Source organism: Streptomyces sp. A01, assembly GCF_059026195.1.
On the sequence record NZ_JBWLKN010000001.1, the window covers coordinates 488,944 to 513,592 of the forward strand.

At 72.7% G+C, this 24,649-nt stretch carries 21 protein-coding genes; 4 read left to right on the forward strand and 17 right to left on the reverse strand.

Going from position 1 to position 24,649, the window contains the following annotated elements; genetic code table 11:
* Window positions 1-32: 32 nt before the first annotated feature.
* The 10 genes from AC5P1B_RS01990 to AC5P1B_RS02035 form a co-directional block, all read right to left on the reverse strand.
* On the reverse strand, window positions 33-506 hold the full coding sequence (locus AC5P1B_RS01990) for a gas vesicle protein K (protein ID WP_493884370.1): 474 nt from the start codon (window positions 504-506) through the stop codon (window positions 33-35).
* A gap of 33 nt (window positions 507-539) precedes the next feature.
* Window positions 540-752 carry a gas vesicle protein gene (locus AC5P1B_RS01995; protein WP_493884371.1) on the reverse strand — a complete coding sequence of 71 codons (213 nt, stop codon included), beginning with the start codon at window positions 750-752 and terminating at the stop codon, window positions 540-542.
* The gene (locus tag AC5P1B_RS02000; protein ID WP_493884372.1) at window positions 742-1,707 is read right to left on the reverse strand and encodes a GvpL/GvpF family gas vesicle protein; all 966 of its coding nucleotides are present in this window, start codon (window positions 1,705-1,707) and stop codon (window positions 742-744) included. The genes AC5P1B_RS01995 and AC5P1B_RS02000 overlap by 11 nt, the downstream gene beginning before the upstream one ends.
* Complete coding sequence (locus tag AC5P1B_RS02005; RefSeq protein WP_493884373.1) at window positions 1,704-2,150, reverse strand: gas vesicle protein; 447 nt, start codon at window positions 2,148-2,150, stop codon at window positions 1,704-1,706. The genes AC5P1B_RS02000 and AC5P1B_RS02005 overlap by 4 nt, the downstream gene beginning before the upstream one ends.
* A 172-nt stretch (window positions 2,151-2,322) precedes the next feature.
* Window positions 2,323-2,580 carry a gas vesicle protein GvpG gene (locus AC5P1B_RS02010; RefSeq protein ID WP_493884374.1) on the reverse strand — a complete coding sequence of 86 codons (258 nt, stop codon included), beginning with the start codon at window positions 2,578-2,580 and terminating at the stop codon, window positions 2,323-2,325.
* An 89-nt stretch (window positions 2,581-2,669) separates the two neighbouring features.
* Window positions 2,670-3,383 carry a GvpL/GvpF family gas vesicle protein gene (locus tag AC5P1B_RS02015; RefSeq protein ID WP_493884375.1) on the reverse strand — a complete coding sequence of 238 codons (714 nt, stop codon included), beginning with the start codon at window positions 3,381-3,383 and terminating at the stop codon, window positions 2,670-2,672.
* Window positions 3,384-3,388: 5 nt separating this feature from the next.
* Window positions 3,389-3,823 carry a gas vesicle protein GvpJ gene (gene gvpJ / locus AC5P1B_RS02020; RefSeq protein WP_493884376.1) on the reverse strand — a complete coding sequence of 145 codons (435 nt, stop codon included), beginning with the start codon at window positions 3,821-3,823 and terminating at the stop codon, window positions 3,389-3,391.
* 139 nt (window positions 3,824-3,962) lie between these two features.
* The gene (locus AC5P1B_RS02025) at window positions 3,963-4,262 is read right to left on the reverse strand and encodes a gas vesicle protein GvpO (RefSeq protein WP_493884377.1); all 300 of its coding nucleotides are present in this window, start codon (window positions 4,260-4,262) and stop codon (window positions 3,963-3,965) included.
* Window positions 4,263-4,425: 163 nt separating this feature from the next.
* Window positions 4,426-6,426 carry a DUF2264 domain-containing protein gene (locus tag AC5P1B_RS02030; RefSeq protein WP_493884378.1) on the reverse strand — a complete coding sequence of 667 codons (2,001 nt, stop codon included), beginning with the start codon at window positions 6,424-6,426 and terminating at the stop codon, window positions 4,426-4,428.
* 31 nt (window positions 6,427-6,457) lie between these two features.
* The gene (locus AC5P1B_RS02035; protein WP_493884379.1) at window positions 6,458-8,881 is read right to left on the reverse strand and encodes a polysaccharide lyase 8 family protein; all 2,424 of its coding nucleotides are present in this window, start codon (window positions 8,879-8,881) and stop codon (window positions 6,458-6,460) included.
* A 486-nt stretch (window positions 8,882-9,367) separates the two neighbouring features.
* Here AC5P1B_RS02035 and AC5P1B_RS02040 point away from each other — a divergent pair, with 486 nt between their 5' ends.
* Entirely contained in the window at window positions 9,368-9,562 is a 195-nt protein-coding gene (locus AC5P1B_RS02040) for a hypothetical protein (protein ID WP_493884380.1), read from the forward strand.
* Between the two features lie 277 nt (window positions 9,563-9,839).
* Here AC5P1B_RS02040 and AC5P1B_RS02045 read toward each other — a convergent pair whose 3' ends face one another.
* Window positions 9,840-10,181, reverse strand: a complete 342-nt coding sequence (locus tag AC5P1B_RS02045) for a DUF3140 domain-containing protein (protein WP_493884381.1) — start codon at window positions 10,179-10,181, stop codon at window positions 9,840-9,842.
* A 586-nt stretch (window positions 10,182-10,767) separates the two neighbouring features.
* On the opposite strand from AC5P1B_RS02045, the gene AC5P1B_RS02050 reads away from it, so the two are divergent.
* Complete coding sequence (locus AC5P1B_RS02050) at window positions 10,768-11,946, forward strand: Cmx/CmrA family chloramphenicol efflux MFS transporter (protein WP_493884382.1); 1,179 nt, start codon at window positions 10,768-10,770, stop codon at window positions 11,944-11,946.
* Between the two features lie 122 nt (window positions 11,947-12,068).
* Here the strand turns inward: AC5P1B_RS02050 and AC5P1B_RS02055 are convergent, their stop codons facing one another.
* Together AC5P1B_RS02055 and AC5P1B_RS02060 are read right to left on the reverse strand one after the other, a co-directional pair.
* Window positions 12,069-12,845 carry an alpha/beta fold hydrolase gene (locus AC5P1B_RS02055; RefSeq protein WP_493884383.1) on the reverse strand — a complete coding sequence of 259 codons (777 nt, stop codon included), beginning with the start codon at window positions 12,843-12,845 and terminating at the stop codon, window positions 12,069-12,071.
* A 172-nt stretch (window positions 12,846-13,017) separates the two neighbouring features.
* Window positions 13,018-14,004 (reverse strand): helix-turn-helix domain-containing protein, encoded by a 987-nt coding sequence (locus AC5P1B_RS02060; protein WP_493884384.1) that lies wholly within the window; start codon window positions 14,002-14,004, stop codon window positions 13,018-13,020.
* A 247-nt stretch (window positions 14,005-14,251) separates the two neighbouring features.
* On the opposite strand from AC5P1B_RS02060, the gene AC5P1B_RS02065 reads away from it, so the two are divergent.
* Complete coding sequence (locus AC5P1B_RS02065; protein ID WP_493884385.1) at window positions 14,252-14,671, forward strand: cupin domain-containing protein; 420 nt, start codon at window positions 14,252-14,254, stop codon at window positions 14,669-14,671.
* Between the two features lie 2 nt (window positions 14,672-14,673).
* On the opposite strand, the gene AC5P1B_RS02070 is transcribed toward AC5P1B_RS02065, so the two are convergent.
* Both AC5P1B_RS02070 and AC5P1B_RS02075 read right to left on the reverse strand, forming a co-directional pair.
* A complete protein-coding gene (locus AC5P1B_RS02070; protein WP_493884386.1) occupies window positions 14,674-15,549 on the reverse strand; it encodes a SigB/SigF/SigG family RNA polymerase sigma factor in 876 nt (291 codons plus the stop codon).
* Window positions 15,550-16,129: 580 nt separating this feature from the next.
* On the reverse strand, window positions 16,130-16,759 hold the full coding sequence (locus AC5P1B_RS02075) for an alpha-ketoglutarate-dependent dioxygenase AlkB (RefSeq protein ID WP_493884387.1): 630 nt from the start codon (window positions 16,757-16,759) through the stop codon (window positions 16,130-16,132).
* Between the two features lie 281 nt (window positions 16,760-17,040).
* Between AC5P1B_RS02075 and AC5P1B_RS02080 the strand changes: the two genes are divergently transcribed.
* Window positions 17,041-19,749: a SpoIIE family protein phosphatase gene (locus AC5P1B_RS02080; protein ID WP_493884388.1), complete on the forward strand. Its 2,709-nt coding sequence runs from the start codon at window positions 17,041-17,043 to the stop codon at window positions 19,747-19,749.
* Between the two features lie 110 nt (window positions 19,750-19,859).
* On the opposite strand, the gene AC5P1B_RS02085 is transcribed toward AC5P1B_RS02080, so the two are convergent.
* Both AC5P1B_RS02085 and AC5P1B_RS02090 read right to left on the reverse strand, forming a co-directional pair.
* The gene (locus tag AC5P1B_RS02085; RefSeq protein WP_493884389.1) at window positions 19,860-22,121 is read right to left on the reverse strand and encodes a hypothetical protein; all 2,262 of its coding nucleotides are present in this window, start codon (window positions 22,119-22,121) and stop codon (window positions 19,860-19,862) included.
* A gap of 278 nt (window positions 22,122-22,399) precedes the next feature.
* Window positions 22,400-24,562 (reverse strand): endo-beta-N-acetylglucosaminidase, encoded by a 2,163-nt coding sequence (locus tag AC5P1B_RS02090; RefSeq protein ID WP_493884390.1) that lies wholly within the window; start codon window positions 24,560-24,562, stop codon window positions 22,400-22,402.
* Window positions 24,563-24,649: the final 87 nt, after the last annotated feature.

Genomic DNA, 24,649 nt, shown 5'->3' on the forward strand with positions numbered 1-24,649 from the left:
CGGCCCGACGGGCGGTGCCGTGGCGGTGGTGCTCAGGCTCCGTCGCGCGGCAGCAGCGAACCCAGCGGGCCCAGATCCAGGTTGAGGTCGTCCAGCGTCAGTCCGTAGCGGTCGCACAGCTCGGCCATGCGCTCCTCCAGGGTCATCAGCGTCAGCCCCACGCGCTCCTCCTGCTCCACATTCAGATCCCCCTGCTCCACCCGGTGCATGGCGGTGCGTTCCATCAGCTGGCGCAGCAGCTCGACGATCGTCAGCACCAGCCTGATCAGGTCCCGTTCCACCGTGTCGGGGTCGGTACGCAGCCGCTGCGCGAGCGCGCCCTCGCGCCGCCCGCCCGCCGCGTCGCCGCCGGGTCCCTCGGGCAGCAGCGCGAAGGCGCGCGCCGCCGCACCGGCCAGTTCCTCCAGCCGGGCACCGGGACCGGGCTGCCCGCCGCCGGGCCCGGCCGCTGCAGCTGTCCCGGCGGCTGTCCCGGCGTGGCCGGGCACGTCGGACACATCAGTCATGGTGGTGCTCCCTTCGTCCGCGCCACGGCCGGTTCACCATGGCGACGGGCTGTCCGCGGTGATCGAGTGGATGACGGCGCGGAGATTGACCCGCACCAGGTCCACGTCGGCGACCGACAGGACCAGGTCACCCGTGAGGACGGCGCCCTCCGTCAACAGCCGGTCGAGCAGGTCGATGAGCGCGACCTGCCTGCCGCACAGCACGTCCCGGCTGTCGACGAGGGAATCGGAGGGGTCAGCGGGCACCGGGGCCACCCCCCAGGTCGCCGGGCGGCGTGCTGAAGGAGTACGGGGCCCACGGGCCCGTCACCTCGACCCGCACCCCGGGCGCCTGCGACGCCACCCCGGCCAGCGCCTCTTGGAATCTGTCGGCGTCGTCGTCGGCCACGAGGTAGGCGTCGTTGACGACGTTCTCGCCGGGCCCGGTCGCCAGTTCACCGCGCTGCGGCCGGTGCGCCACCCGCTGCGTGGCGATGCCGGCCGCCAGCTCGGCGACCCGGGTGACCACGGCCTCAGCGGCGCGGTACACGTCCTGCTGCCCGCGCCGCCGCGCGTGGCGCCGCCGCAGATAGTCGCGCCCGGGGCTGATCGCCTCCTTCGGCTCGTCCGGCTCCTTGCCCCCGCCCGGCGGCGTCGCCGGGGTGGCCACACGCGGATCGACGTAGATCTTGACGCCCCACTCGGCGTGCCCCTCCAACTGGCCGAGCAGCGTACGGAAGACGGTGCCCCGCTCCTGGAGCGCCTGCGCCACGCCCGCCTCATCCCGGTAGACGGTGGCCAGCCGCATGGGCAGGACCGTGGCACGCTGACTGGCGGCCGCCACCAGCGCGTGGTGCGACCGGGCGATGGCCTCCAGCCGTCCCATGTCCTCCAGTTGGGCCCGCAGTCCCTCCTCGTCGAACTGCTCCGCCGGTACGTCGCACACCAGGGCGGCCAGCCGGTCCGCGCACACCGTGCGCACCGGGGCGCCGCCCAGGCCCGTCAGGCTCGCCGCCAGGCCGGTGAGGGCGGGCTCGTCGCGCCCGATGGCGTAGACGTAGGCGTGCCGACCGGGCGGGGCGGCCGGGGCGGGCGGCACCGGGATGGGCCCGGGCGCCGGTGCGCCACCGCGCGGGTAGGGGACGGGGGCGGCGTCGGCCACCGGGCCCGCGTCGCCGTTCAGTGCCGCGCCGTCCACCGCTGAGTTCTTGTCGGTGTTCATCGCTCGCCTCCCGCGTCAGGGGCCCGTGTCTCGTGCTCCTCCTCGCCGTCGGACCGCCGCGCGTCGCCGGTGGCGGGCGCGGCGATGGCCCGCAGCTCGTCGAGTTCGGCGCGCAGCCGCTCGTTCTCCTCGGCCAGCTCCTGCCGGGGCCGCCCGCTGACGGTCCGCTGGGAGCCGCCGTTGGCCCGGGAGGACAGCGACGGGTCGTGCTCCCACCAGTCGATGCCCATCTCCTTGGCCTTGTCGACCGAGGCGACCAGCAGCCGCAGTTTGATCGTCAACAGCTCGATGTCGAGCAGGTTGATCTGGATGTCGCCCGCGATGACCACGCCCTTGTCGAGGACGCGTTCGAGGATGTCGGCGAGGTTCGCGGACGAACCCTGCTGGCTGTACGGCGACGGCGCGCCGGTGGGTCCCATGCGGGCGGCGAGAGAGTCAGACACGGGGGATGCGCCTCCTCGTGGTGGTGGGCGTGCTGGCGGCACTGAGCCGGTGACGGGGCGCGCGGACGGTGCGGGCCGGTGGTGAGGACGGGTGCGGGGGCGTACGAGAGGGACACGGAGGAACAACGGCCGGCCCGGCCCGCTATCGGTGCTCCGGTGGGCCGAGGCGCCGCTAGGAGCGGGCCCGCAGCCGCCGCTGGCAGTCCTCCAGCCACTCCAGCTCGTCGAGCAGCTCGTCCTCGCGACGGTCGAACTCGGCCTCCGTCACCCGGCCCTCGCGCAGGTCCTCCACCAGTGCCAGCAGCCGCTGGCGCACCGGCTCCGGGTCGTAGTACTGGCGCTCGGCGGTGAGCAGCACCTGGTCGAGTACCCACGCCGTGCCGCGCACGGGGGCGAACGGCAGGGTCAGCAGACCTGTGATGAGACCCATGGCGGACTCCTTCGGCCAGTCGTGCCCTCAGGCAACGGCGGTCAACGGTCGGCGGCGGGGCGGGACAGCGGTGCGCGGGAACCGGCGGCTCAGACGAAGCTGTACGGCGGGAGCGGGCCGTTGAGGATCAGCGCGTACCCGGTTCCCCGCGTCTCGGCCTCCTCGTTGACGGCCTGGGTGAAGGCATCCGCTTCCGCCCGCTTGACCAGGAACGACACATTCAGGAAGTGCGTCGTCGTAGCCTCGGCCACGCGGTGGTCGTGTGCGGCGGCCGCCAGCCGTGCCACGACCTCCTCGGCCACGCTGTCCTGCCGCTGTCGCACCTCGTTGGCGACGAGTTCGCCCAGGGCGACCCGCTCACGCTGGGCGTCGGGGTTCTCCCGTGTCAGGTCGTTCAGCCGGCGGATCTCCTCCGAGTCGGCGACGACCTCACACAGCAGGTCGTTCTCGTCGCGGGAGACCTTGAGGTTGTACTCGACGCAGCCGTCGATCTCGTCCAGCCGCTTGGCGTAAGCCTCGCGGCGCTCCTCCAGTGCGGCGATCACCTGCTCGTCGTCCGGGCCCACCAGGCCGAAGCGCATCGGCAGCGCGGCACCGTCGTCCAGCAGCCGGGTCAGCACGCTCTGGTGCGCGATCAGGTCGCGGCGCTTGGCGCGCAGGTCCTCCGGGGCGTCACTGACGACGGCGCCCAGCTCCTTGGTCTTCAGGACGCGCAGTTCACCGCCGGGTTCGCCGACACCGTTCAGGCCGTCGAGCCGCATCGGGTGATCGGCCGGTGTGATGGCGTACACGTACGTCGACATGGTGCTTATTCCTCCCGGTCCGCGGTGCGACGGCTGCTGGTCGTCTTGCTCTGGCTGCGTTCAGCGGGCTCGGGGTCGCCCTTCCTGGTCCGCTTGATGGTGTCGCCGACGGCTTCCACGGCGCCGGTCAGCGCGCCTTTCGACTTGCCCTTCGCGCCGTTCTCGGTGGCCTCGCCGACGATGTCGGTCAGCTGCGTCGGCGCCTTGCGGCCGGACTCCAGGTCCAGCCGGTTACAGGCCTCGGCGAACCGCAGATACGTATCGACACTCGCGACGACCACCCGGACGTCGACCTTGAGGATCTCGATGCCCACCAGCGACACCCGTACGAAGGCGTCGATGACCAGGCCGCGGTCCAGGATCAGCTCCAGGACGTCATAGAGGTTTCCGGTTCCCCCTCCTTGGGTCGCTGCCGTATTGGCATGCGGGACAACAGTCACGATGGCTCCTCCTTATGCGCTGACGCGGCGCACCGGCGAGGAGACCGGCTCACAGGCTCCCGTCCGGACGCGCGCGGGTACCTCACCCGTCCTGACCCACGCGTCGTGATGTGGGCGGGGCAGGCGTGGTCCGCGGCGTTCAGCGGTCGATCTGGCCCCTCGCGTAGCGCCGGACGCGTTCGTAGCCGACGAGCGTTCCGCTCTCGTCGAGGTGTACGCGGTAGGACGCCATGACGCTGGCCGTGTCGGGGACTCTCTCGATCTCCCTGACCTCGACATCCGCTGACCACCCGTCATCGGTGGCACGGATCGCGGATACCGAACTCGGCTCGCACCGCAGCAGCTCCGCGAGCTGCTCAGCGGCGCCGCGCATGGCCTCGGGCGCGGTGATGCGGCCGCCGCCCTTGTCCGCGCTGCCGCCACTCGGTGCTGTCGCCATGTCCACTCCGTCGCACGCTCGTTGGAAGCCGGGCTCGCCGGTCGCCGCGTGGTTCGCGGCTGGCGACCGGGTGCCCCACGCCGCCGAACGTATGCACTCCCCCGCGCGACCGGCGGGGCGCGGCCGCTCCCGTGGCCCGCCTGTCAGGCGTCAGTGCCGGGGTTCACATCTCCTCACCAGTGCCCTCTATGGCCGCTTCATCCGGATTTGTGAATATGTCATCCTCCAGGGCGATATCGGCCGTGCCGTCGGGAAAGGACACCCGCACCCGGGCGTCCGTCACCTCGGCCCTGACCGATTCGCGCAACGCGCGCGGGCTCACCGCGTCGCCGGACAGCGCGACCAGCGACACATGCACCCCGTGCCCGCCCGGGTGCCGGGCGAGCCACAGCGCAGGAGTGGCCGAGTGCGGCCCGTACGCGTTGGCCCGCACCTCCCGGGCCACCTCCGGCTCGGCGTCCCAGCCGTGCAGCGCGACCACCGCGCTGGTCAGCCCGTCGGCGTTACGGGCCAGCGCCCAGCCGGGCCCGGTCTCGGCGGCGGGCGCCTCCCGCCCGGCGACCGCGTATCCGCCCTCGCGGAGCGCGGCGCCCGCCGGGGCCTCAAGCCGGTGCACCCGGATCTCCCACGGGCCGTGCAGCACGCTCGTCGTCTCCACGCGGTACGCCCGCTCGTCGCCGGGCAGCGTGGCGGTGTGCCAGGAGGAGGCCAGGCGCCCGGCGCAGCGCAGCGGATGGATGCGCCGCCGCCGGGACGGGGGACCGCCGGGGCGTCCCACGGTCACGTCGCCGACCGGCCGCCCGGTAGCGGAATCCGGGGGGAACAGCGCGAGGTGGTTGTCCACGGCGCGCTCCCAGGCGTGCGGGGCCGCCTCGGGCGCCGTCGCCGTGGAGTAACCGAACTTGGCGTAGTGCGGATCGTCGCTGTCCCCGGCGGCCGGATCGTGCGGGTTGTGGTCGCTGCCGTGGTTGACGAGCCGCACGATGCCGTCGTGGTGAGTGCCGTGCAGCAGCCAGCCGGGCGCGGGCAGCGCGGTGTACTGGTCGGCCTCCTCGACGGGCAGCGGCTCCTCACGCGCCGTCCACACCGGATGACCGGCGGGCAGCAGCAGCCCGAGGAAGCCCTTGCTCGCCCAGTACGGGGAGGCCGGGCCCGAGTACGCCTGGGTGGCGGGAAGGAAGGTGTCGTACCAGCCGAGCGTGAGCAGTCCGCGCTCGTCGGGCACCCCCCGCTCCACGAAGTGCCGCAGCGCCCCCGAGGCGAGGCGGCGGGTGAGGCCGGGCTCCAGCGGGGTGCGGTCGGCGAGGGCGCCCATCCACGCGGGAGCCGTCGCCGCGAAGCGGTAGGCGAGCGAACGGCCCTGGTGGACCGGGGCGCCGTCGCCGCCGAAGAAGTGCGGGTAGCTGGTGAGGAACCGCGAGAGCCGCTCCCGGTAGACCTCGGCGCGGCCGCCGTCCTGCCCCTCGCCCACCATCCGCGACCACAGCAGCGGATACAGATGCATCGCCCATCCGATGTAGTAGTCGAAGTTCCTGCCGTCCCCGTCGCTGTACCAGCCGTCGCCGACGTACCAGTCCTCGATCCGGTCCAGGCCGCCGTCGATGTCCCTTTGGCTGTACGGGGCGCCGACCGAGGCCAGGAACTGCTCCGAGACGACCTGGAACAGCCGCCAGTTGTTGTCCCAGGTACGGCCGCCGACGAAGCCGGACAGCCAGTCCACCACCCGCTCCCGTACGCGGAGGTCAAGACGGTCCCAGAGCCAGGGGCGGGTCTCGAACAGGCCGATGGCGATCGAGGCGGCCTCCACCATCTGCTGCGAGCGGTCCGTCAGCTCGGGCCACGCCTCACCGCTGGAGCGGTCGGTGCCCGCGGTGAGGCCCGCCGCGTACCGCTCGATCAGCGCGGGGTCCACCTCCCCGCCCGCCCCCGCGATCCGGAACGAGGCCAGCAGAAACGACCTGGCGTATCCCTCAAGGCCGTCCGAGACGACGCCGGACCAGCTGCCCCGGCCCGGCAGCCGGTACTGCGCGAAGCCGGGCGTCGCGTACGGCACGAGCGCGTCCAGCAGGTGGTCGGCCATGGCCTCCCAGTGCGCGCGGGTCCAGCCGGTCCGCGGGGAGAGCGTCCGGTCGGTGCGGGGCAGCGGCGGATACGGTGCGGGCATCGGGTGACTCCTCGTGGCGTGGGGGGCTGGATCAGACCAGTTCGGCCCGGTGCGTACGCCCGCGGGAGCCGCCCACCGCCACCTTCAGTACCGGTCGGCTGCCCGGCGTGAGGGTCACGGCGGCATCGGCACTGGTCACCGCCCGCAGGGGGAAGGGCAGTTCGAGGCTGAGCGTGGACTGGGTGCGGCCGGAGTCGGCGACGGCGACCGAGATCTGGCCCGCACGGCGCCGCACCAGCACAGAGGCGGGCCCGCTCGCGGCGATCCCGGCGACGCTGCCCGCCGCCCAGAAGTGCGCCGAGGTCAGCCCCACCCGGTCATCCCGCACGGCCTGCGTCGTGGCGCTGTTGGCGATCACCCGCACCGGCCGCGCGGCGGCCCACCTCTCGGTCGCCGCGGCCGAGGCGCGCGGCAGCAGCGCGTACGCGTACCCGGCCGCGGTGGGGGACACGCCGTGGTCGAGCCACAGGGTGAGATAGCGGCGGGTGACGCGGGTGGCGCTGCCACCGGTGTCGGCTCCGGTGTTGATGTCGCGCCAGGCGCCGGTGCGTTGCTCACGGAGCGCGTGCGGGCTCGCTCCGGAGGGGAACACATAGCCGCCGACGCCCTCGATATGGGCCCAGCCGGACCGCCCGAACGCCCGGGACCAGCCTTGCTCCACCGGCTGGGCGACGCCGTCCACCAGCAGTTGCTGGACGCCGTCCCCCTGGAGGCGGCGGTTGTCGACCACCGTCTCCACGCGCCGTCCGTCGCTCGCGCTGATGCCCGCCCCCAGTGCGATCACCGCGTCATCGAGGAAGAACCACGTCTTCCTGGCGCGCAGCGAACTGCCCTGCGCGATCAGCTCCATCGCCGCCACACCGTACCGGCCGCCCAGCGCGGCCCCGCCCGCGACGGCGTTCGGCGGCTGGTACGTGGAGGTCCCGCCGTCGCCCAGATCGGCACGCCGCCGGGTGTCGACCGTGGTGCCCGGCAGCCGGTACGGATCAACGGTCGGCCAGAAGGCGTCGCTGAACTGCCCCGGATCGTCGGCGCTGTACAGGTACGCCATGCCGTCACCGGTGTACCAGCCGTGCAGGTTCTCGCCGTTGCCCGCCTCGTACGCCGCGATCCGGCGTGACGACAGCGACAGGGTGAACGCCCAGCTGGGCCGCCGGTGCACCACGCGATCCATGTCAGCGAACACACGGAGCCCCGTCAGCCGCTCCGCGGGCCGCACCGCCTCGTCCGCCAGCAGGGCCTTCGCGCGGGCGAGATGGGGGAGGGCGAGCAGCGAGCCGTACGACGTACCGGCGGACCGTTCCAGCCAGCCCTTGGCGGTGGCCCGCCAGGAGTCGGCGTACCGCGCTGGGGCTCCGGCGGCCAGCAGCAGCACACTCGCCAGCGTGGCAGCGCCGTCGTTGCGGTCCCTGGCCTTCTCACGGGAGACGGCCCGGCCGCGCAGCGCGTCCATCATCAGCCCGTCGAAGACCACCGGGGAAAAACTCCGGTCCACCGCCTCGTACAGCACGGCGACCTTCGGGTCGGTCACCGCCCACGCCGAACCGTCGAGCAGCGCGATCAGCTGCGCGGCGCCACCGAGCAGTACCTGGCCGTAGGTGCCGGTGTACGCGACCGTCCCGTGCTGGACGAACGAACCGTCCTCGTAGAAGCCGTCGCCCGAGGTGACGTACTGGAACAGGCTGTTGCGGCCCTTGTCGCGCACATCGGAGAGACCGTCGCGCGCCAGCGTGACCTTCGCCGCGTTCCCGCCGAGCAGTCCGCGCAGCGCCACGATCACGGCCTTGTCCGCGCGGTTGGCGCCGGTCTCGGCGAGCGTCGGCGCGTTGGTGCGCCGGTCGGGGTCAGGGCAGAAGGCGTCCACCGTCTTCAGGAAGCGGGCCAGGTCGGCTGCGGGCAGCTCGCCGCCCAGCAGCACACAGCAGTCGAGCATGGCCCGCGGCGCGCCGATCTCCCAGAACCACCAGTTGCCGCGCTCGGCCGCCGCCGGGTGATACGCCTTGTCGTGCAGGAAGCGCAGTCCGGCGGCGAGCGCGGCCGTCACCTCGGCGGAGCCGCTGAGCGAGGTGCCGGGGGTGGCCCAGGCGGTCGCGAGGGAACGCAGCCAAGTGTAGCTCTGGCCGAACATGCCCGCGTCGGTGACTGGCGCGAGGTCCGCCCACAGCGCGGCCCGCCCCGCCGAGCGGTCCAGGCTCTTCCAGAGTCCGGAGGCCGTCTTGTCGAGGGCCTTCAGGGCCACGGCGATATCGGGGTCGGCGGTGTCGAAGCCCCGCCCGGTGATCATCTCGCGGGCGCGCGCCAGCAGGTCGGCGAAGGACAGGGCCTGCCCCTCCCGCCGAGCCACGGCGTCGTCGGCCGTGGCGGCCCGTGCCGTCCCGGCGGCGGGTACGAGGGCGGAGGCCGCCCCGGCGGCGAGCAGGGAGCGTCGGCTGAACGCGGTCCGGTGCGAGGTCATGGGAGAACCCTTCGACGGCGGGAAACGGCGGGAAACGGCGGGAGCGGCGCGCGGGAGGCATGGCGGAGCGGGGCTGCGCAGGCTGAACTCTCCCCGCGGCGGAGCCGTGGACGACGACGCGTGCGGGGTCGCGGGTCAGCATGTAAGCGCTTGCTATGCGGGGGCAAGAGGGGGCGGGATCTTTCTGTCGCTTTCTATCGGGACGTGGGCGCTTTTCCCTCACCGCCGCGAGGCGGCTCGCAGGCAGGGCGCGTCCGGGCCGCGCGGCCAGGTTTGGGCCGCCGCCTGCCGGGAACCCGCGAGCGCAGTCCGGACGAGCGGGAGACGAGTCCAGGCGAGCGGGAGGAACAAGCCCCAACGTTGCCCGCGAGGACGACATGTAAGCAGTCGTCTGGGTAGACGTGAATGACGTGTCAGGCGTGAATCCACAGCACGGCGCGACGCGCGGGAATGAGGGTGCGCGTCGCGTGGAAGGAGGCGGCCGCTATGCCGGAGCCCGGCAGCAAGGCGTACGACAAGGAACGGGCGAGGCTCCGCAAGGAGGCGGAGGACCGGGGCATCTCGGACCAGGATGCCAACCGGGAAGCGAACGAGAAACTCCAGGCCGACCCCAAGTGGAGGTCCCAGGGGCCGCGTACCGAGCGCGGAAAGGGCCCGAAGGGCGAGCGGCGGGGCGAATGACCACCTGCCGCGCGGGCGGGTCCGGGACGGCGGATGGACCCAGGACGGGAGCCTCGTCTGTGCGTCGTGGTCTGCGGGTGTGTTGTGGCCGGTCGCGCAGTTCCCCGCGCCCCTGACGGGGCACACCCTGACGGGGCACATACGAAGGGGCCGGACGCTCGTCTGAGCGTCCGGCCCCTTCTTCGTATGTGCCCCGTATGAGCCCTCCGCGCGGGGTCGGTCCCGCGCGGAGGGCGGCCTGGGCGGTGTCGGGGAGGGCTGCTGGGGGCCGCGTCGGTCAGGGAGAGGGCTTCAGCGGGTCGTGGCCGATGCTCATCAGGCCGTGGCGCCATTCCGCCCCGCCGGCCTTCGGCTCCAGATCGGGGTCACGTTGCGACCGGACGATGTCGCATACGCGCCGCATCACCCGCACATCGTCGTCGGTGAGGTCCGTACGGCGCTTGTCGAGAATATCGACGACCTGGCGGCTGATCGGCTTTCCCGCATGGTCGGGGACTTCCTCTGCTTCCTCGCCCGCTGCGTTGACGCTCAGCCATTCCCGCAGCTCACGCGAGGTCATGTTGACGACGGTATGGAACTCGTCCCACAGCTCGGGGCTGACCTGTGTGGATGCTGCCATGACATGCCTCCCGGCGGTCGAGAAGTGAGGACGCCGGTCGGGTTTCCGCTCGATGCCTGAGCAAACAGCCCGCGCTCTCCTGCCCGCCGGAAGCAAGCTCTCGTTGTCGTGAGGCACGCCGTTCCCCCGGATGAGAGCCCTCGGCTGCCCCGACTCGGGCCGTGGAGTTGCCCCGACCCGGATCGGCAAAGGGCGGGGCCGTAAAAGGACTGGAGCGGTTCTGACCCGGGCTGTTATCGTCGCGATCATGTCCAGCCCCGAGGCGAACAGACGCTAGCCACCGGTTGACCGGTGGCTGACCCCCTGCCGAGTTGACGTCGCGCGACCGTGGAGTCGCGGGCCTTCCTCCGCACGGCTGCTGTCGCCGGATCACCGTCATGTGGGCTGCCTTCCACGGCGGACGTACGCCGATTTCCTGAAGCGAACGGACCTCTCTGCCGCGCGCACGCGGTCGCGGGTCCGTGCCGCGCCATGTCCGTGAACCGACCGGACTGCTCAGCCGTCAGCCGCGTTCGCCACCCGCCGTGCTGAGCGGGCACGCCCCACCCCACCCAGTTGATCCACTAGCCGTTTGCGGAGTTCTGCCATGCCATTTGCCGTCTACGTGCTCGGGCTCGCGGTGTTCGCCCAGGGCACATCGGAGTTCATGCTGTCGGGCCTGATCCCGGGCATCGCCGAGGACCTGCACGTATCCGTCGGCGCCGCCGGGTTGCTGACCTCGGGGTTCGCGATCGGGATGGTCGTCGGCGCGCCCTCGATGGCGCTGCTCAGCCGCCGCTGGCCCCGGCGCCGCGCGCTGATCCTCTTTCTCTGCGTCTTCGCCGCCGTACACGCCATCGGCGCCCTCACCCCCAGCTACGGGGTGCTGCTCGCGACGCGGGTCGTCGCGGCACTGGCGAACGCGGGGTTCTGGGCCGTCGCCCTGGCGGCGGCGGTCAGCATGGTCGAGCCGCACGCCAAGGCGCGGGCCACAGCCGTCGTCGTCGGAGGCGTCACCGTCGCCTGCGTGGCGGGAGTCCCCGCCGGTGCGCTACTGGGCGAGCAGTGGGGATGGCGGTCGGCGTTCTGGGCGGTGGCCCTCGTCTCCGTACCGGCCATCGTCGCCATCGCGCGGGCGGTGCCGGGGGAGGCAGCAGCAGCGGTGTCCACGAGCGCGGCCAAGGAGCTGCGTGTCCTGCGTGACCGTGAGCTCTCCCTGACCCTGCTGATGAGCGCGCTCTTGCAGGGCGCGACGTTCTGTACGTTCACCTACCTCGCGTTGCTGGTCACGGAGGTCACCGGATTCGGTCCCGGGTGGGTGCCCGCGGTGCTCGCGCTCTTCGGCGTGGGCTCGTTCATCGGCGTCACCGTCGGGGGGCGCCTCACCGACGCCCGTCCGGTCACCCTCATGGTGGCGGGCATGGTGTCGCTGGCCATCGGCTGGACCGCGCTCGCGCTGACCGCCGGTAACCCGGTGGCCGCGGTCGTGCTCGTCTTCCTCCAGGGCATGCTCGCGTTCGGCACCGGCCCCGCGTTGATCTCGCGGGTGCTCCACCTGGCGACGGGCGCGCCGACCCTGGCCGGTGGGTTCGCCACCGCGGCGTTCAACGTGGGTGCCACCATCGGCCCCTGGTTCGGAGGGCTCGCGATCAGCGCGGGGTTCGGCTACCGCTCGCCGGTGTGGGTGAGCGCGCTGCTGATGGTCCTCGCGCTCGCCACCGCCGGTGTGACGCTGGGCCTGCGGCGCGCCTCGGCGGGCGCCCAGGAGGAGATACCGGTGGTCTGACGCCCCATCCCAACGTGTGGAGTGCGGGTGGTCGGCGAACGCTGTTCGGCGTACGCCGAGTGGGAGAGGTCGCGGCGGGTCGCGGCCGCTCCCACTCGGCTCGTTCGGCCGGTGCCGGTGTGTCAGTGCACGCTGCCGGACAGTTCCAGCACGAGACCGGCGACCGCCTCCGGCTCGCGCAGCGTCGGAAGGTGGTCACAGCCCTGCATCCGCACCAGACGGCAGCCCGGAACGCGCTGCGCCATCTCCTCGTTGCACTGGATCACCTCGGCCTGGTCCCGGTCGCCCACCGCCAGCACACAGGGCGTGTCCAGCTCGCCGAGCCGGTCGAAGGCGGGCGGGTCCGGCACCTGGTACGGCTGGGTGGTGAACCAGGCGGGGATCGCCCCGCGTATGTGGGCGGCGGCCTCCGCGTCGTCGCCGACACCGGACGCCGCCCAGACGCGCAGCGCCAGGGCCACCAGTCCGTCCATGTCGCCCGCCTTGGCCAGTGTCTCGATCTCGGCCATCATGTCCGGCGAGGTGAGCCCGGCGTAGCCGGTGACGCCCGGGCACAGCAGGGCGAGTCCGGCGACCCTCGCGGGGTCGTTGAGGGTGAGGCTCACCGCCGTGGCGCCGCCCATGCTGGAGCCGACCAGGACCACCCGGCTCAGCTCGAAGTGGTCGAGGACCGCGACCAGGTCATCGACGAGTGAATACCGTGTGGTGGGCACCGGAGACCGCCCGAAGCCGCGCGCGTCGTAACGGATGACCCGGTGCCGCTCCGTAAGGCGCGGCATGACGGTGTCCCAGACGCGGGAGTCCGTGATCCCCGGATGCAGCAGAACCAGTGGCAGTCCGTCCCCTCCGGAGTCGTCCGCCCACACCTCACCGTCGTTGACCGGCACCATGAGTTCCATGGCGCAAGTCTGCTCGCGGCGCCCGGCGGGCCGCCAGCGCTTCCGGTGGTCCATGGCGGCCGCACCGCCGATTGTCCGGTTCCCACGCCCCGTTCACGCGGCCCCGCCTGTGCTGGGACGCCCGCGACCTGGCAGGACATGGCGGTGCGGGTGGGTGCGCCCGGGGTGCGGTTCAGGCCGGGTGGCGAGACCGTACGGGGTGGCTCGCCGCCGCAGGCGTACGGAGGGCCGCCGGGCCGAAGCGCCGGCGGTAGGCCGCCGGGCTGAGCCCGGTCTTGCGGCGCAGCTGGGCGCGCAGGTTGGCGGTGGTTCCCAGGCCGCTGAGCTGGGCGACCCGGTCGAGCCCGAGCCCGCCGCGTTCGATCAACCGGCAGGCGAGCGCCACACGTTCGGCGGTGAGCCAGCTCAGCGGGGTGGTGCCGAGCTGGGTGCGGAACCAGCGGTGCAGGGTGGCGGGACTGACGGCCGCGCGTGCGGCGAGGCCGGTGACGGTGAGCGGCTGGTCCAGCCGTTCCCGGGCCCAGCCGAGCACGGGCGCCAGGGAGGTGCCGGGCCGGGTGGGCACGGGGCGCTCGATGAACTGCCGCTGGCCGCCGTCCCGGTGGGCGGCGAACACCAGCCTTCGGCTCACCGCGTTGGCCACCTCGGCGCCGTGGTCCCGCAGGATCAGATGCAGACCGAGGTCGAGCGCGGCGGCGCTGCCCGCCGCGGTCAGTACGTCGCCCTCGTCAACGAACAGCACATCCGGTTCGAGGGCGACCGCGGGGTAGCGGGCGGCGAAGCTGTCCGCCCACCGCCAGTGGGTGGTGGCCCGGCGCCCGTCGAGCACTCCGGCGGCGGCCAGGACGAACGCCCCGGTGCACAGGCTCACCAGTCGGGCACCGCGTGCGGCTGCCCGCCGGATCGCCGCCAGCACCAGCGGCGAAGGATCAGCGTCGGGGTCGGGCCGGTTCGGCACGATCACGGTGTCGGCCATGTCGGCCGCCTCAAGCCCGGCCACGCCGGACAGGGTGAACATCCCGGCGTGCATCCGGACGGCGGGCGCCGCCGCGCAGAGAGTGAAGTCGTACCAGGGAAGGTCCAGTTCGGGGCGGCGCAGCCCGAAGAGTTCGGTCATCACACCCAGTTCGAACGGGTTGGACCCGTCATCGACGATCACCGCCACGCGATGCGGACGGCTCGCGGGGCGCGGCGGGCGCGTGGAGCCCGGCGGGGCCGCGGCTGCCGGACGGCCGGACGGGTCCGCCGGCTCCGGAGTCCGCGCGCCGTCCGGCTGTGTCCCGTCCGGCTGTGCCCTGTCCGGGGGTGGCCCGCCCGGTCGGAGTGCGGCGTGGTGCGAGGATTGTTGCGGCATACGCGATTCCTAGCACTCCCGCCGCCCCGCTGTCACGGCCGAGGATGGGCTGGTGAACAACGAACCCATCAGTCTGCGGGACGCGCTGGCCACCTTCGAGGCCCTGTGGAGCCCCCGCATCGTCACCCGAGTCAACGACTACGACGTCCGGATCGCCAAGGTGAAGGGCGAACATATCTGGCACGTCCACGACAGCACCGACGAGTTCTTCCTGGTCCTCGACGGCCGGCTGAGTATCGGCCTGCGCGACGGCGGCACGCCCGAGGGCGCGGTCGGTCCGCGGGCCGAGCGTGAGGTCACCCTGCCCCAGGGCGCGGTCTTCGTCGTACCGCGCGGCGTCGAGCACCGGCCGTACTCGACAGCCGGAGCCTCGATCCTCGTCTTCGAGCCGAGCGGCACGCTGTCCGTCGGTGACCGGCACGATCCCGTGCCGACGCACGTCGACGCCACCACCGGGCACGAGCTCGGCTGAGGTCAGCCGGCCGGGTGCCCGTCGGTGGCGCCCGGCGCATCGGCCTGACCTCGGTGGGGCGACCGGGGCACCTTGTCGCTCATCACCTCGGCGCAGAGAGTGGCGCAGGTGCGGTTGATGAGCCGGGAGACGTGCATCTGGGAGATGCCCAGCTGCTCGGCTATCCGGCTTTGCGTCATGTCGCAGAAGAAACGCAGATAGAGGATGTGCCGCTCGCGTTCGGGCAGCTGGCTGAGCTTCGGCCTGACCGCCTCGCGGTCGATGACCTGGTCGAACCCGGGCTCCTGGTCGGCGAGGGTGTCGATGAGCGAGTAGCCGTCCTCGGTGCCGGACAGCTCGGCGTCCAGTGACAGGGCGCTGTAGCTGTCGAGGGCCTGCATGCCGAGCCGTACGTCCTCCGGGCTGAGCCCCGTGAACTCGGCGATCTCATCGACGCCGGGAGTGCGGTCGTCCAGTGAGGACGACAGCTCGCGGCAGGCGGCTCGTACCTGGTTGCGCAGTTCCTGCACCCGGCGCGGGACGTGCACCTCCCACATGTGGTCGCGGAAGTGCCGCTTGACCTCGCCGACGACGGTGGGCACGGCGAAGCTCTCGAAGGCGATCCCGCGTGTCGGGTCGTACCGGATGACGGCCTTGACCAGGCCGAGTGCCGCCACCTGGCGCAGGTCCTCCAGGGCCTCGCCGCGGTTGCGGAACTGCCGGGCGAGCCGGTCGGCCATGGGAATCCAGGCGGAGATGATCTGTGCGCGCAGCGCGTCCTTCTCGGGTCCGTCGGGAAGGACGGACAGTTCCCGGAAGGCGGCCGCGGTGTCGGGTGCATCGTCGTGCGGATGCTTCGAGGGGCGCTTGGCTTGTGCTCGTACTCGTACAGTCGTCATGGGACAGCTCCCGGAACGGCGGACGATTCTCCACGGGAGCGCACGAAGCCGGACCCCGGCACGATGCGGGGACGGCAGGTGTACCCGCCCCCGTGGTGCGTGCCTTCGGTCCGAAGCACGGTGCTCATTCACCCTTCTGGCCCGGGCCGGATGCCGCCCCGCGACTGGCGGAGAAGTTTCCGAAAAGGGACCGATCGGGCACTGTCCACCGTAGCCACTTCCACCCCAGAACGCATCAGGCGAGTCCGCTCGGCCTGCGGAGGCCGGGCTGCGGTGCTCGGCCGTGTCCGGCGGGTCGTGCCGGGGGAGCGGGGGAGTCCCTGCCCGTGCGTCGTGGTCTGCGGGTGGGCTCGTGGCTGGTCGCGCAGTTCCCCGCGCCCCTGGTGGGGCGCGCTCCCTTGGGGTTGGTGGCCTGGGGAGGTCTGTGGGCGGTCCGCCTCGCGGAGTCGGGGGCGGGGGAGTCCCTGCCCGTGCGCTGTGGAGTGCGGGTGGGCTTGTGGCTGGTCGCGCGGTTCCCCGCGCCCCTGGTGGGGCGCCCCCGCTTGGGCTTGGTGGCCTGGGGAAGCCTGTGCTCGGCCCGCTACGCCACGCCGCGGGGGCGGAACTGGACGCTGATGCGCGGGCCGACGGGCTTGCTCGTCTTGGGGATCGCGTGGTCCCACGTGCGCTGGCAGGAGCCGCCCATGACGATCAGGTCGCCGTGGCCCAGGGCGCGCCGCAGGGCCGGGGCGCCGCCGTCGCGCGGGCGCAGCATCAGCTGGCGGGGCTCCCCGACGGAGACGATGGCGACCATCGTGTTCTGGGTGGCGCCGCGGCCGATCCGGTCCCCGTGCCAGGCGACGCTGTCCCGGCCGTCCCGGTAGTAGCAGAGCCCGGCGGTCGCGAAAGGTTCGCCCAGTTCGGGCCCGTAGTGCTCGCTGAGCCGGGAGCGGGCCGCGTCCAGTACCGGGTGGGGGAGCGGGTCCCCGGTTCCGTAGAAGGCGAGCAGCCGGGGGACGTCGACGACCCTCTCGTACATCTGCCGCCGCTCCGCGTGCCAGGGCACGGCGTCGACCAGGGCCTCGAACAGCGCGTCGGCGCCGGTCAGCCAGCCGGGGAGTGCATCGATCCAGGCGCCGTGCGCCATCGTCGTACGGCGGGCGGCCGTCAGCGGACCCAGGCCGATGTCCTCAGCCGCGTCGAAGAGTGAACCTTGCAGGGTGACCGCCATGTCTTCCAGCATACGCACCAAATAGAACACGTGAGCGATTATGGCTGGCGTGCGCTGCCCTGGCGACCCGGCGGGCCCGCGCCGCGCACCTCCGGCGGTCCGCTGCCACGCGCCGGGGCTTGGGCGCCCGGCCCTCCCGGGCCTGGCGGAACTCGCCTCCGGGGCGGCGCGCCGGAAAGCGGCGGCTGTCCGGCGCGTGCGGCCGCCTCAGTCGGCGGGCGCCGTGAATTGGTGGGAACGCACAGGTCGCCTCGCGGACTTTTCGATGTCAACATGTGGTCATGGGCCGCTCCCGGTTTCCGTCGGCCTCCACTGCCACAGGCCGACGCTCGGAGGGTAGTGATCGCCCGCCCTCGCGCTCGATACTGAGCGTGCGCAGCATCGCTGGACAGATCTTCGTGCTGCAAGTGCTGATCGTGCTCCTGATCGTCGCCGCAGGCGTGGCGGCACTTGTCCTGCACGTCGAGCGCGATGGCGAACAGGTCGCCCGCACCCGGTCAGTCGCCGTCGCCGAGACGTTCGCCGACTCGCCCGGCATCGAGCGGGCGCTGCGTTCCCGCGATCCGACGGCCGTGCTCCAGCCACGCGCCGAAGCCGCCAGGAAGGACACCGACGTCGACTTCGTCGTCGTCATGACCACCGACGGGGTGCGGTACACCCACCCCATCCGGGACCGGATCGGCAAGAAGTTCGTCGGCGACATAGGCGAGGCGCGCGCCGGCCACCAGCACACCGAGACCGTCCAGGGAACCATCGGCGAAGTGGTGCAGGCGGTGGTTCCCGTCACCGGTCCCGACGGCGAGGTCGTGGGCCTGGTCTCCGCCGGAATGCGGACCAGCAGGGTCAGCGAGTCCCTCAACGACGAGCTGCCGATCCTCCTCGGTGGCGGCGGAATCGGACTCGCCCTGGCCATGGCGGGCACCGCGCTCGCCAGCAGGCGGCTGCGCCGCCAGACGCACGGCCTGGACCCCGCCCGGATGACACGGATGTACGAACATCACGACGCGGTCCTGCACGCGGTCCGTGAGGGTGTCCTCATCCTCGGCGGCGACCGGCGGCTCGTGCTCGCCAACGACGAGGCGCGGCGGCTCCTCGCCCTGCCCGCCGACGCGGAAGGACGGCACGTGACCGACCTGGGGCTCGATGGGCCCGTGGTCGAGATGCTGGCCTCCGGACGGGTGACGACCGATGAGGTGGTCACCGCGGGGAACCGGCTGCTGGCGGTGAACAACAGGACCACGGACCGCCACGGCGGCCCGCCCGGCACCGTGGCGACGCTGCGGGACACCACCGAGCTGCACACCCTCACCGGCAGGGCCGAGTCGGCCCGCAAGCGGCTGCGGCTGCTGTACGACGCGGGCGTGGAGTTCGGTACGACGCTCGACGTGCGGCGGACCGCTGAGGAGCTGGCCCGGGTGACCGTGCCCCAGCTGGCCGACTTCACCAGCGTCGACCTGGTGGAGGCCGTCCTGCTGGGCGAGGAGCCGCCCGCCGGGGGCGCCGCGGAGATGCGCCGGACGGCTCTGCGCGGCATCCGCGACGACCACCCCCTCTATCCGGCGGACCAGCTCATCGACTTCGCCGCTTCCACGCCCCAGGCGCAGGGCTTCGGCAGTGCCCGTGCGGTCATCGTTCCCGACCTGCGCGAGTCCCAGGGGTGGCGGGCCCAGGACCCCGAGCGCGCCCAGCGCATCCTCGACTACGGCATCCACTCCCTCATCGCGGTCCCGCTGCGGGCCCGCGGCGGTGTCCTCGGCGTCGTGAACTTCTGGCGCTCGATGAAACCGGAGCCGTTCGAGGACGACGATCTGGCACTCGCCGAGGAACTGGTCGCGCACGCGGCGGTGTGCGTCGACAACGCCCGCCGCTACACGCGCGAGCACGCCATGGCGGTGACGTTGCAGCAGAGCCTGCTGCCGCGCGGCCTGCCCGAGCAGAGCGCGCTCGACGTCGCGTACCGCTATCTGCTGGCGCAGGCCGGGGTCGGCGGCGACTGGTTCGACGTCATCCCGCTGCCCGGCGCGCGCGTCGCGCTGGTGGTGGGCGACGTCGTCGGCCACGGCCTGCACGCGGCCGCCACCATGGGGCGGCTGCGCACGGCGGTCCACAACTTCTCCTCGCTCGATCTGCCGCCCGACGAACTCCTCGGCCACCTGGACGAGCTGGTCAGCCACATAGACCAGGACCACACAGCGACCGGCGGCGCCGCCGCCGTCACCGGCGCGACCTGCCTGTACGCCATCTACGACCCGGTCGAACGGCGCTGCACCGTGGCCCGGGCCGGCCACCCGCCGCCCGCCGTCGTCAGCCCTGACGGCACCGTGGAGTTCCCCGAGGTGCCCGCGGGGCTGCCCCTCGGGGTGGCCGGTCTGCCCTACGAGGCCGCCGAGCTGTCGCTCCAGGAGGGCAGCCGGCTCGTCCTGTACACCGACGGGCTCATCGACCACCGGGGCAGGGACATCGACGTCGGGCTCGGTCTGCTGCGTGACGCTCTGACCGGGCCTGACCGGGGCCCGGAGGAGACCTGCCAGACCGTCCTCGACCAGCTCCTCCCGGAACACCCGGACGACGACGTGGCGCTGATCGTCGCCCGCACCCGTACGGTGCCCGCCGACCAGGTCGGGCACTGGGACGTGGCGTCCGACCCCTCCGCCGTCTCCACGGTGCGCGCCGCGGTCTCCGAGCGGCTGGGGGAGTGGGGGCTGGACGAGGAGGCGTTCACCACCGAACTCATCCTGAGCGAGCTGATCACCAACGCCATTCGCTACACCTCGGGCCCGATCCAGGTGCGCCTGATCCGCGACAGCCGCCTGATCTGCGAGGTCTCCGACTCCAGCAGCACCGCTCCGCACCTGCGCTACGCCGCCACCACGGACGAGGGCGGTCGCGGCCTGTTCCTCGTGGCCCAGTTCGCCGAGCGCTGGGGCACCCGGTACACGCCCACCGGAAAGGTCATCTGGACCGAGCAGGCGCTGAACGGCGGCGTGTGACGAGCCGCCCACTCCGTCGCCGTGCCCTGTCCGCGCCGGGACCGGCACGGCGCCGGGCGGGCGGCTCGTCCCCCAGCCGCCCGCCCGGCGCTCGCGCCCTCGGTGCCGCGCTACCGCGAGCGGACCGCGATGACCCCGGAGACGGCCACCGGCCCGGCCGCCGGGCCGGTGCTCCGGGCGGTCAGGGTCCAGCGGTACGACCCGCTGGGCACCTTCTTGCCGCCGGAGGTGCCGTCCCAGCTTGCGGTGATCTTGCCGCGGGTCAGCCCGCCGGTGCGTGTGCTGACCACCTTGCCGCCCGGTGTCCGCCGCACGGTCAGCTCCCAGCCGGCGACGGGCCGCGAGGTGTGCCATGTGGCATTCCAGACGCCACCGCTTCGCGTGTCGAGCGCGGTCGGCGCCACCTTGGCGATCACCGAAGGCGGTGCGGTGCGCACCTGCGGCCACTTCACCGCCACGTCGCCCGAGGCGTCGAGCCAGGCCACCGCGCCACCGAAGCGGTCGACCGCCCAGAAGCGGCCGCGCCGGTCCTGCGGGGCGGGTACGGGTGACGGCAGCGGCGCCAGCTCATGGGTGCCCGCCTCCCCGTCGGGCACCGCGCCGGGGAAGTACGTGATCATCAGCTTGCCGGCCGCGATGTCCTGGCTGACCAGGTAGCCGTCGGCCAGTTGCGCGTAGCCGGAGGGCACGCCGATGAGCCGCTTCGTACCGCGGTCGTACACGCCCGCCTCCCCGTCGGGCCCGCATGACCAGTAGATCCAGCGGCCCACGACCTGGAGGTCCCGCACGGCGCAGGGCGCGCCGACCGGCTCCGTGGCGGTCTCGGTCATGGACGGCAGCGTGACCGTCTTGACCGTGCCGCGCGTGCTGCCCGGAGTCCACAGCGTGCTGCCCCACAGCGCGGCCGGCCCCGGCGCCCCGGCCCGCAGGACCTTGGAGCCCTGGCGTACCTCCTGGCGCGTCTCGTAAGGGCGGACCACCTGGTACGCGCCGGACGCGGCGACGACCTCGGGGACGCCGTACGTCGTGTGCGCCACGGACGACTCGCCCGTGCCCGTCAACCGCAGGCAACTGCCGTAGCAGTTCTCGTAGTGGCCGCCGGAGCCGGGATCTCCGGTGTCGTCACCCGGCACCCAGTACCCCAGGTCGGCCAGATCCTCGGGCGGCGCGGCGGTCAGCTCCCCGTCCGCGGACAGGCTCAGCGCGGAACCGGCCAGCCGGGTCCCGTCGTACGGCTGGGTGGCCCGGGCGTCCTCGGCGGCGACCAGCACCCGCCCGTGGTCGACGGCGAGACCGCCGACCTCCCACACCGACACGGGGGGCAGTTCCACGCGCGGGGCGACGCCGGGCGCGCCGTCCGCGCCGGGGGTGACGCTCTGCAAGGCCCAGTGCTTCGCGTCGCTGCCGCCCTCCACGATGACGCTGCCGTCCCCGGGCGTGACGAAGGTGCCACGGGAGCGGGGCAGCAGGGTGCGCGCGGGGCCGCCCGCGATCGGCATGGCGCGTACCGGATGCCGCGCGTCGTCGGGTCCCACGTACACCAGCCAGTCGCCGACGACGGCCATCTCGGTGTGGAAGTCCTTGACCCCGTCGAGCGCCTCGATGTGCGTGCCGGGACGGTCCGGGTGGGCGCGGTCGATGACGTACGCGTCGGAGACGTCGAACTTCTTGTCGACGGACATGAAAACGATCTTGTCTTCGGTCAGCCGTGGGTACTCCACGACGCCGAAGTCGCCGGTGTCCAGCAGCGTCATGTGCGCCGAGGCGAAGTCGATCAGCGCGGTGCGGTACGCGCCACCGCCCACCGGCTTGTACCAGAAGGCCGCGCCGCGCGCGTCGGAGGCGGGGGTCAACACGGCGCCCTGCATGGTGTCGGGCACACCGGAGACCGGCCGGTCAACCGGCGCCCCGCCGCCCGCGCGCGCCTCAAGGAGGCGCAGCGTGTATTTGCCGCCGGTCTTGCGCACGGTGACCATCCGGTCCTCGGCGAAGATGCCGGTGGCCGTGTCGGTCTCCGGCAGGTCGAAGGGGACCACCTTGCCGGTCGCGTAGTGCCTGATGCGGTACTTGTCGGTGTTCCATGTGCGCTCCAGGCCCAGACCGCCGTTGAACGCCTGCGCGTTGGGCAGGTCGCGTACGGTCCTGCCGTCGTCGCCGACCCAGGTGGAGGTGCCGCCCGGGTCACGGGGCTGCGTCGATGTCAGATACCCGGTGTCGTCGGCGGTCAGCAGACCCGCCGCCCTGGGGTCCGCCATCCGCTCTCCGGGGATGGTGGTCGACGGCATGGCCTGCGGGCCTGCCGCCCGGTCGGCCGCTGACGCCGGTGCGGCGGTCACGGCGAGCGCGGCGGTCAACGCGAGCGCCGCCGCCACGGCGGTCGCCGCACTCCCGCGCTTCGCACCCCTCAGGCCGCGCGCACCACCCGCCGCCCATCCTTCACGTGGCTCTCGCGGGTCTCGTGGCCTTCGTGGCTTTTGTCGATGGCTCAGTCTTCGAAGCACTCTGTTCCTCCGCCTTCACAGCCCTGTCGTGTCGGCAGGTGAGACCGGTGAGAGGGAGGTGGGGTTGTGGAAAAACGAGGGCATGAAACGGGACGAAATGCTCCGCAATGCCCGCGTCACCAGGGCTTCTTCGGCGCGTTGGGCGCCGTTCACGCAGAGGCTGTGAGTCGCCCCGCGGAGTCGCCCCGCGTCGGCGGCCAGGTCCAGCGCAGCTCCGTCTCGGCGGGGGCGCCAGGGGAGCCGTCCGGGGCGACGGCGACCAGCCGCAGCACCGAGACGTCCTCACCAGCGGCGCGGCGCAGGGACTTCACGTAGTACACGTCGTCACAGATCCGGCCGACCGCCTCGCGCCCGCCGTCCGGGAGCATCCGGTACAGGTCGTAGAACCACACCCCGGACTCGGCCAGCCGCCAGGACAGGAACACCTCAGCGTCGTCCCCGGCGAGGTGGGCCGCGTCGATCCGGAAGCCGGAAGGCCGGGCGGGGCGGGGGAGCCGGCGGGCGCCGAGCAGTGCGAGTTCGCCGATGTTCACCGCGTACGGGCCGCCGCGCGCGGCCGTCACGCGGACGCCGATCGCCGCGATCGTGCGGCCCCGGAACGCGCCGAGCGGCAGCGTCGCCGTGCGCCAGCCCCGGCTCGCGCGACCGGCTGCCAGCCAGACGAAGCGGTCCGGGGCGTCGGCGAAGACCAGCCCGGTCTCCAGGCCGCTGTCTCCCCCGGGGTGGCCGGTGCGGTACGTGAGCGACAGCCGCTCGCCGCCCGCCACGGCGAGCGCGGTCTTGAACAGCCGCACCGTGGTCGCGTTGTCCGGCCCGAGGACGCCGGATATCCGCAGTGACGAGCCGCCGTCGTACGCCTGCGTGTAGTCGTAGTCGACGGCGAGCGGCGCCCCCTGACCGCCGCTGCGCGCCCAGAACTGCCAGGTCGGCAGGATGTCCTGGATGCTCGCGTTGCTCCACTCGCGCTCCCCGGCCCGCCTCCCTTCGAGGAAGAAGGCCCGCCCGTGGCCGGTGTTGAAGCGGGTGACGAAGGGGAAGGCCCCGATGACCGAGCGCTCCGTGATGTACCGGGCGACGCCGTCCCACTTCCTGTGGTTGTCCGGGTCGCGGGGCTTGCCGTCATCCTCGTCCGGCCATGGCTCGTACTCCGTGCGGCCGGTGCGTGTCGGGTCCTCGTTCGGGCCCGACCAGTAGCGCCGCTCCCGCTGGAAGACCGCCTGCTGCGCGTCGGGGTTCTCCCGGTCCGGGAAGCGGTCCCACGCGAAGTGCGAGCCGAACAGGGCCCAGCTCGTCCGCGCCGGTTTCCCTTCGGGGAAGACCAGCCGGGTGTCGTAGGGCGGGTTGTAGCCGTACTTCTCGTTCTCGGTGCCCAGGAACGCCACCTCGTACGGGTCCAGACCGAGCCGCCGCGCCGTGGCCCGTGAGGTCTCCACCCGGTCCTTGTCCCAGGCGTAGTTGGCGAACAGGCTGTGCGCGCCGGGGGTCCGACCGTGGAGCACCCAGGGGGCGTTGGTGTCGTTGAACGCGTTCTGGTAGGCGAGCCGCCCGCTGACCAGCAGCGTGTCATACCACTGGAAATGGAAGCCGTCCGGCGCCGTGGCGCGCAGATACGCCAGCATCTCCATCAGTTTCTCCGCGTCGGCCGTGGAGATGGTGGCTTCCTGGTTGATGAAGTAGCCGTCGAAACCGAAATAACCCGCCATCTCGATCAGCTTGTCCGCCACCGGGAAGGACCCGTCGGCCCGCTGCTCCAGATAGTCGGCGAACACCCCGGGCCTGGGCCAGAACCAGCAGCCCAGGCTCTTCACCCCGTTGCGGTGGGCGGCGTCGGTGTACGCGGGGTTGGGCGGGTTGACCAGTCCGTGCACGGGCTCGTCCGTGGGCGAGCCGTCGACGGGCAGGCCGTGCCAGGAGCCGTACAGGTCGGTGTACTGCCAGAACCGCAGCAGGCGCCGGGCGAAGACGTCGTTGTACTTGTGGGCGGTGAAGAAGGTGTTGTCGTAGTCGAAGCTGAGGTTCATCACCTTCGGCCCTGTCGCCAGTGCCGGGTCGGCCTGCGTCGGGGCGAACGGCGCGATCGTCCGGGCGAGCGGCACCCGCGAGCGGAAGTACCGGGCCCAGCGGTCGGTGCGCGGACTCCAGTTCTTGATCCCGGCGGCGTCGTAGCCGTGCATGAACGGCTGGTGCGGTGCGCGGGCGGCGGGCGCGCCCGTGGCGGCACGCGCCGCGGGGCGGAACGCGCCCGCCGGGGCGCCGAGTCCGACGGTGACGCCCGCCGCGCCGAGCATGCCGATGAACGTTCTCCGGTCCATGGGATGCGCTCTCCCTTCCTGGGCCGCGGCGGGAAGCCGCGGTGGGCGGTCTCGTACGGGCACGGGGCGAGCGGCCACCGCCGCCTG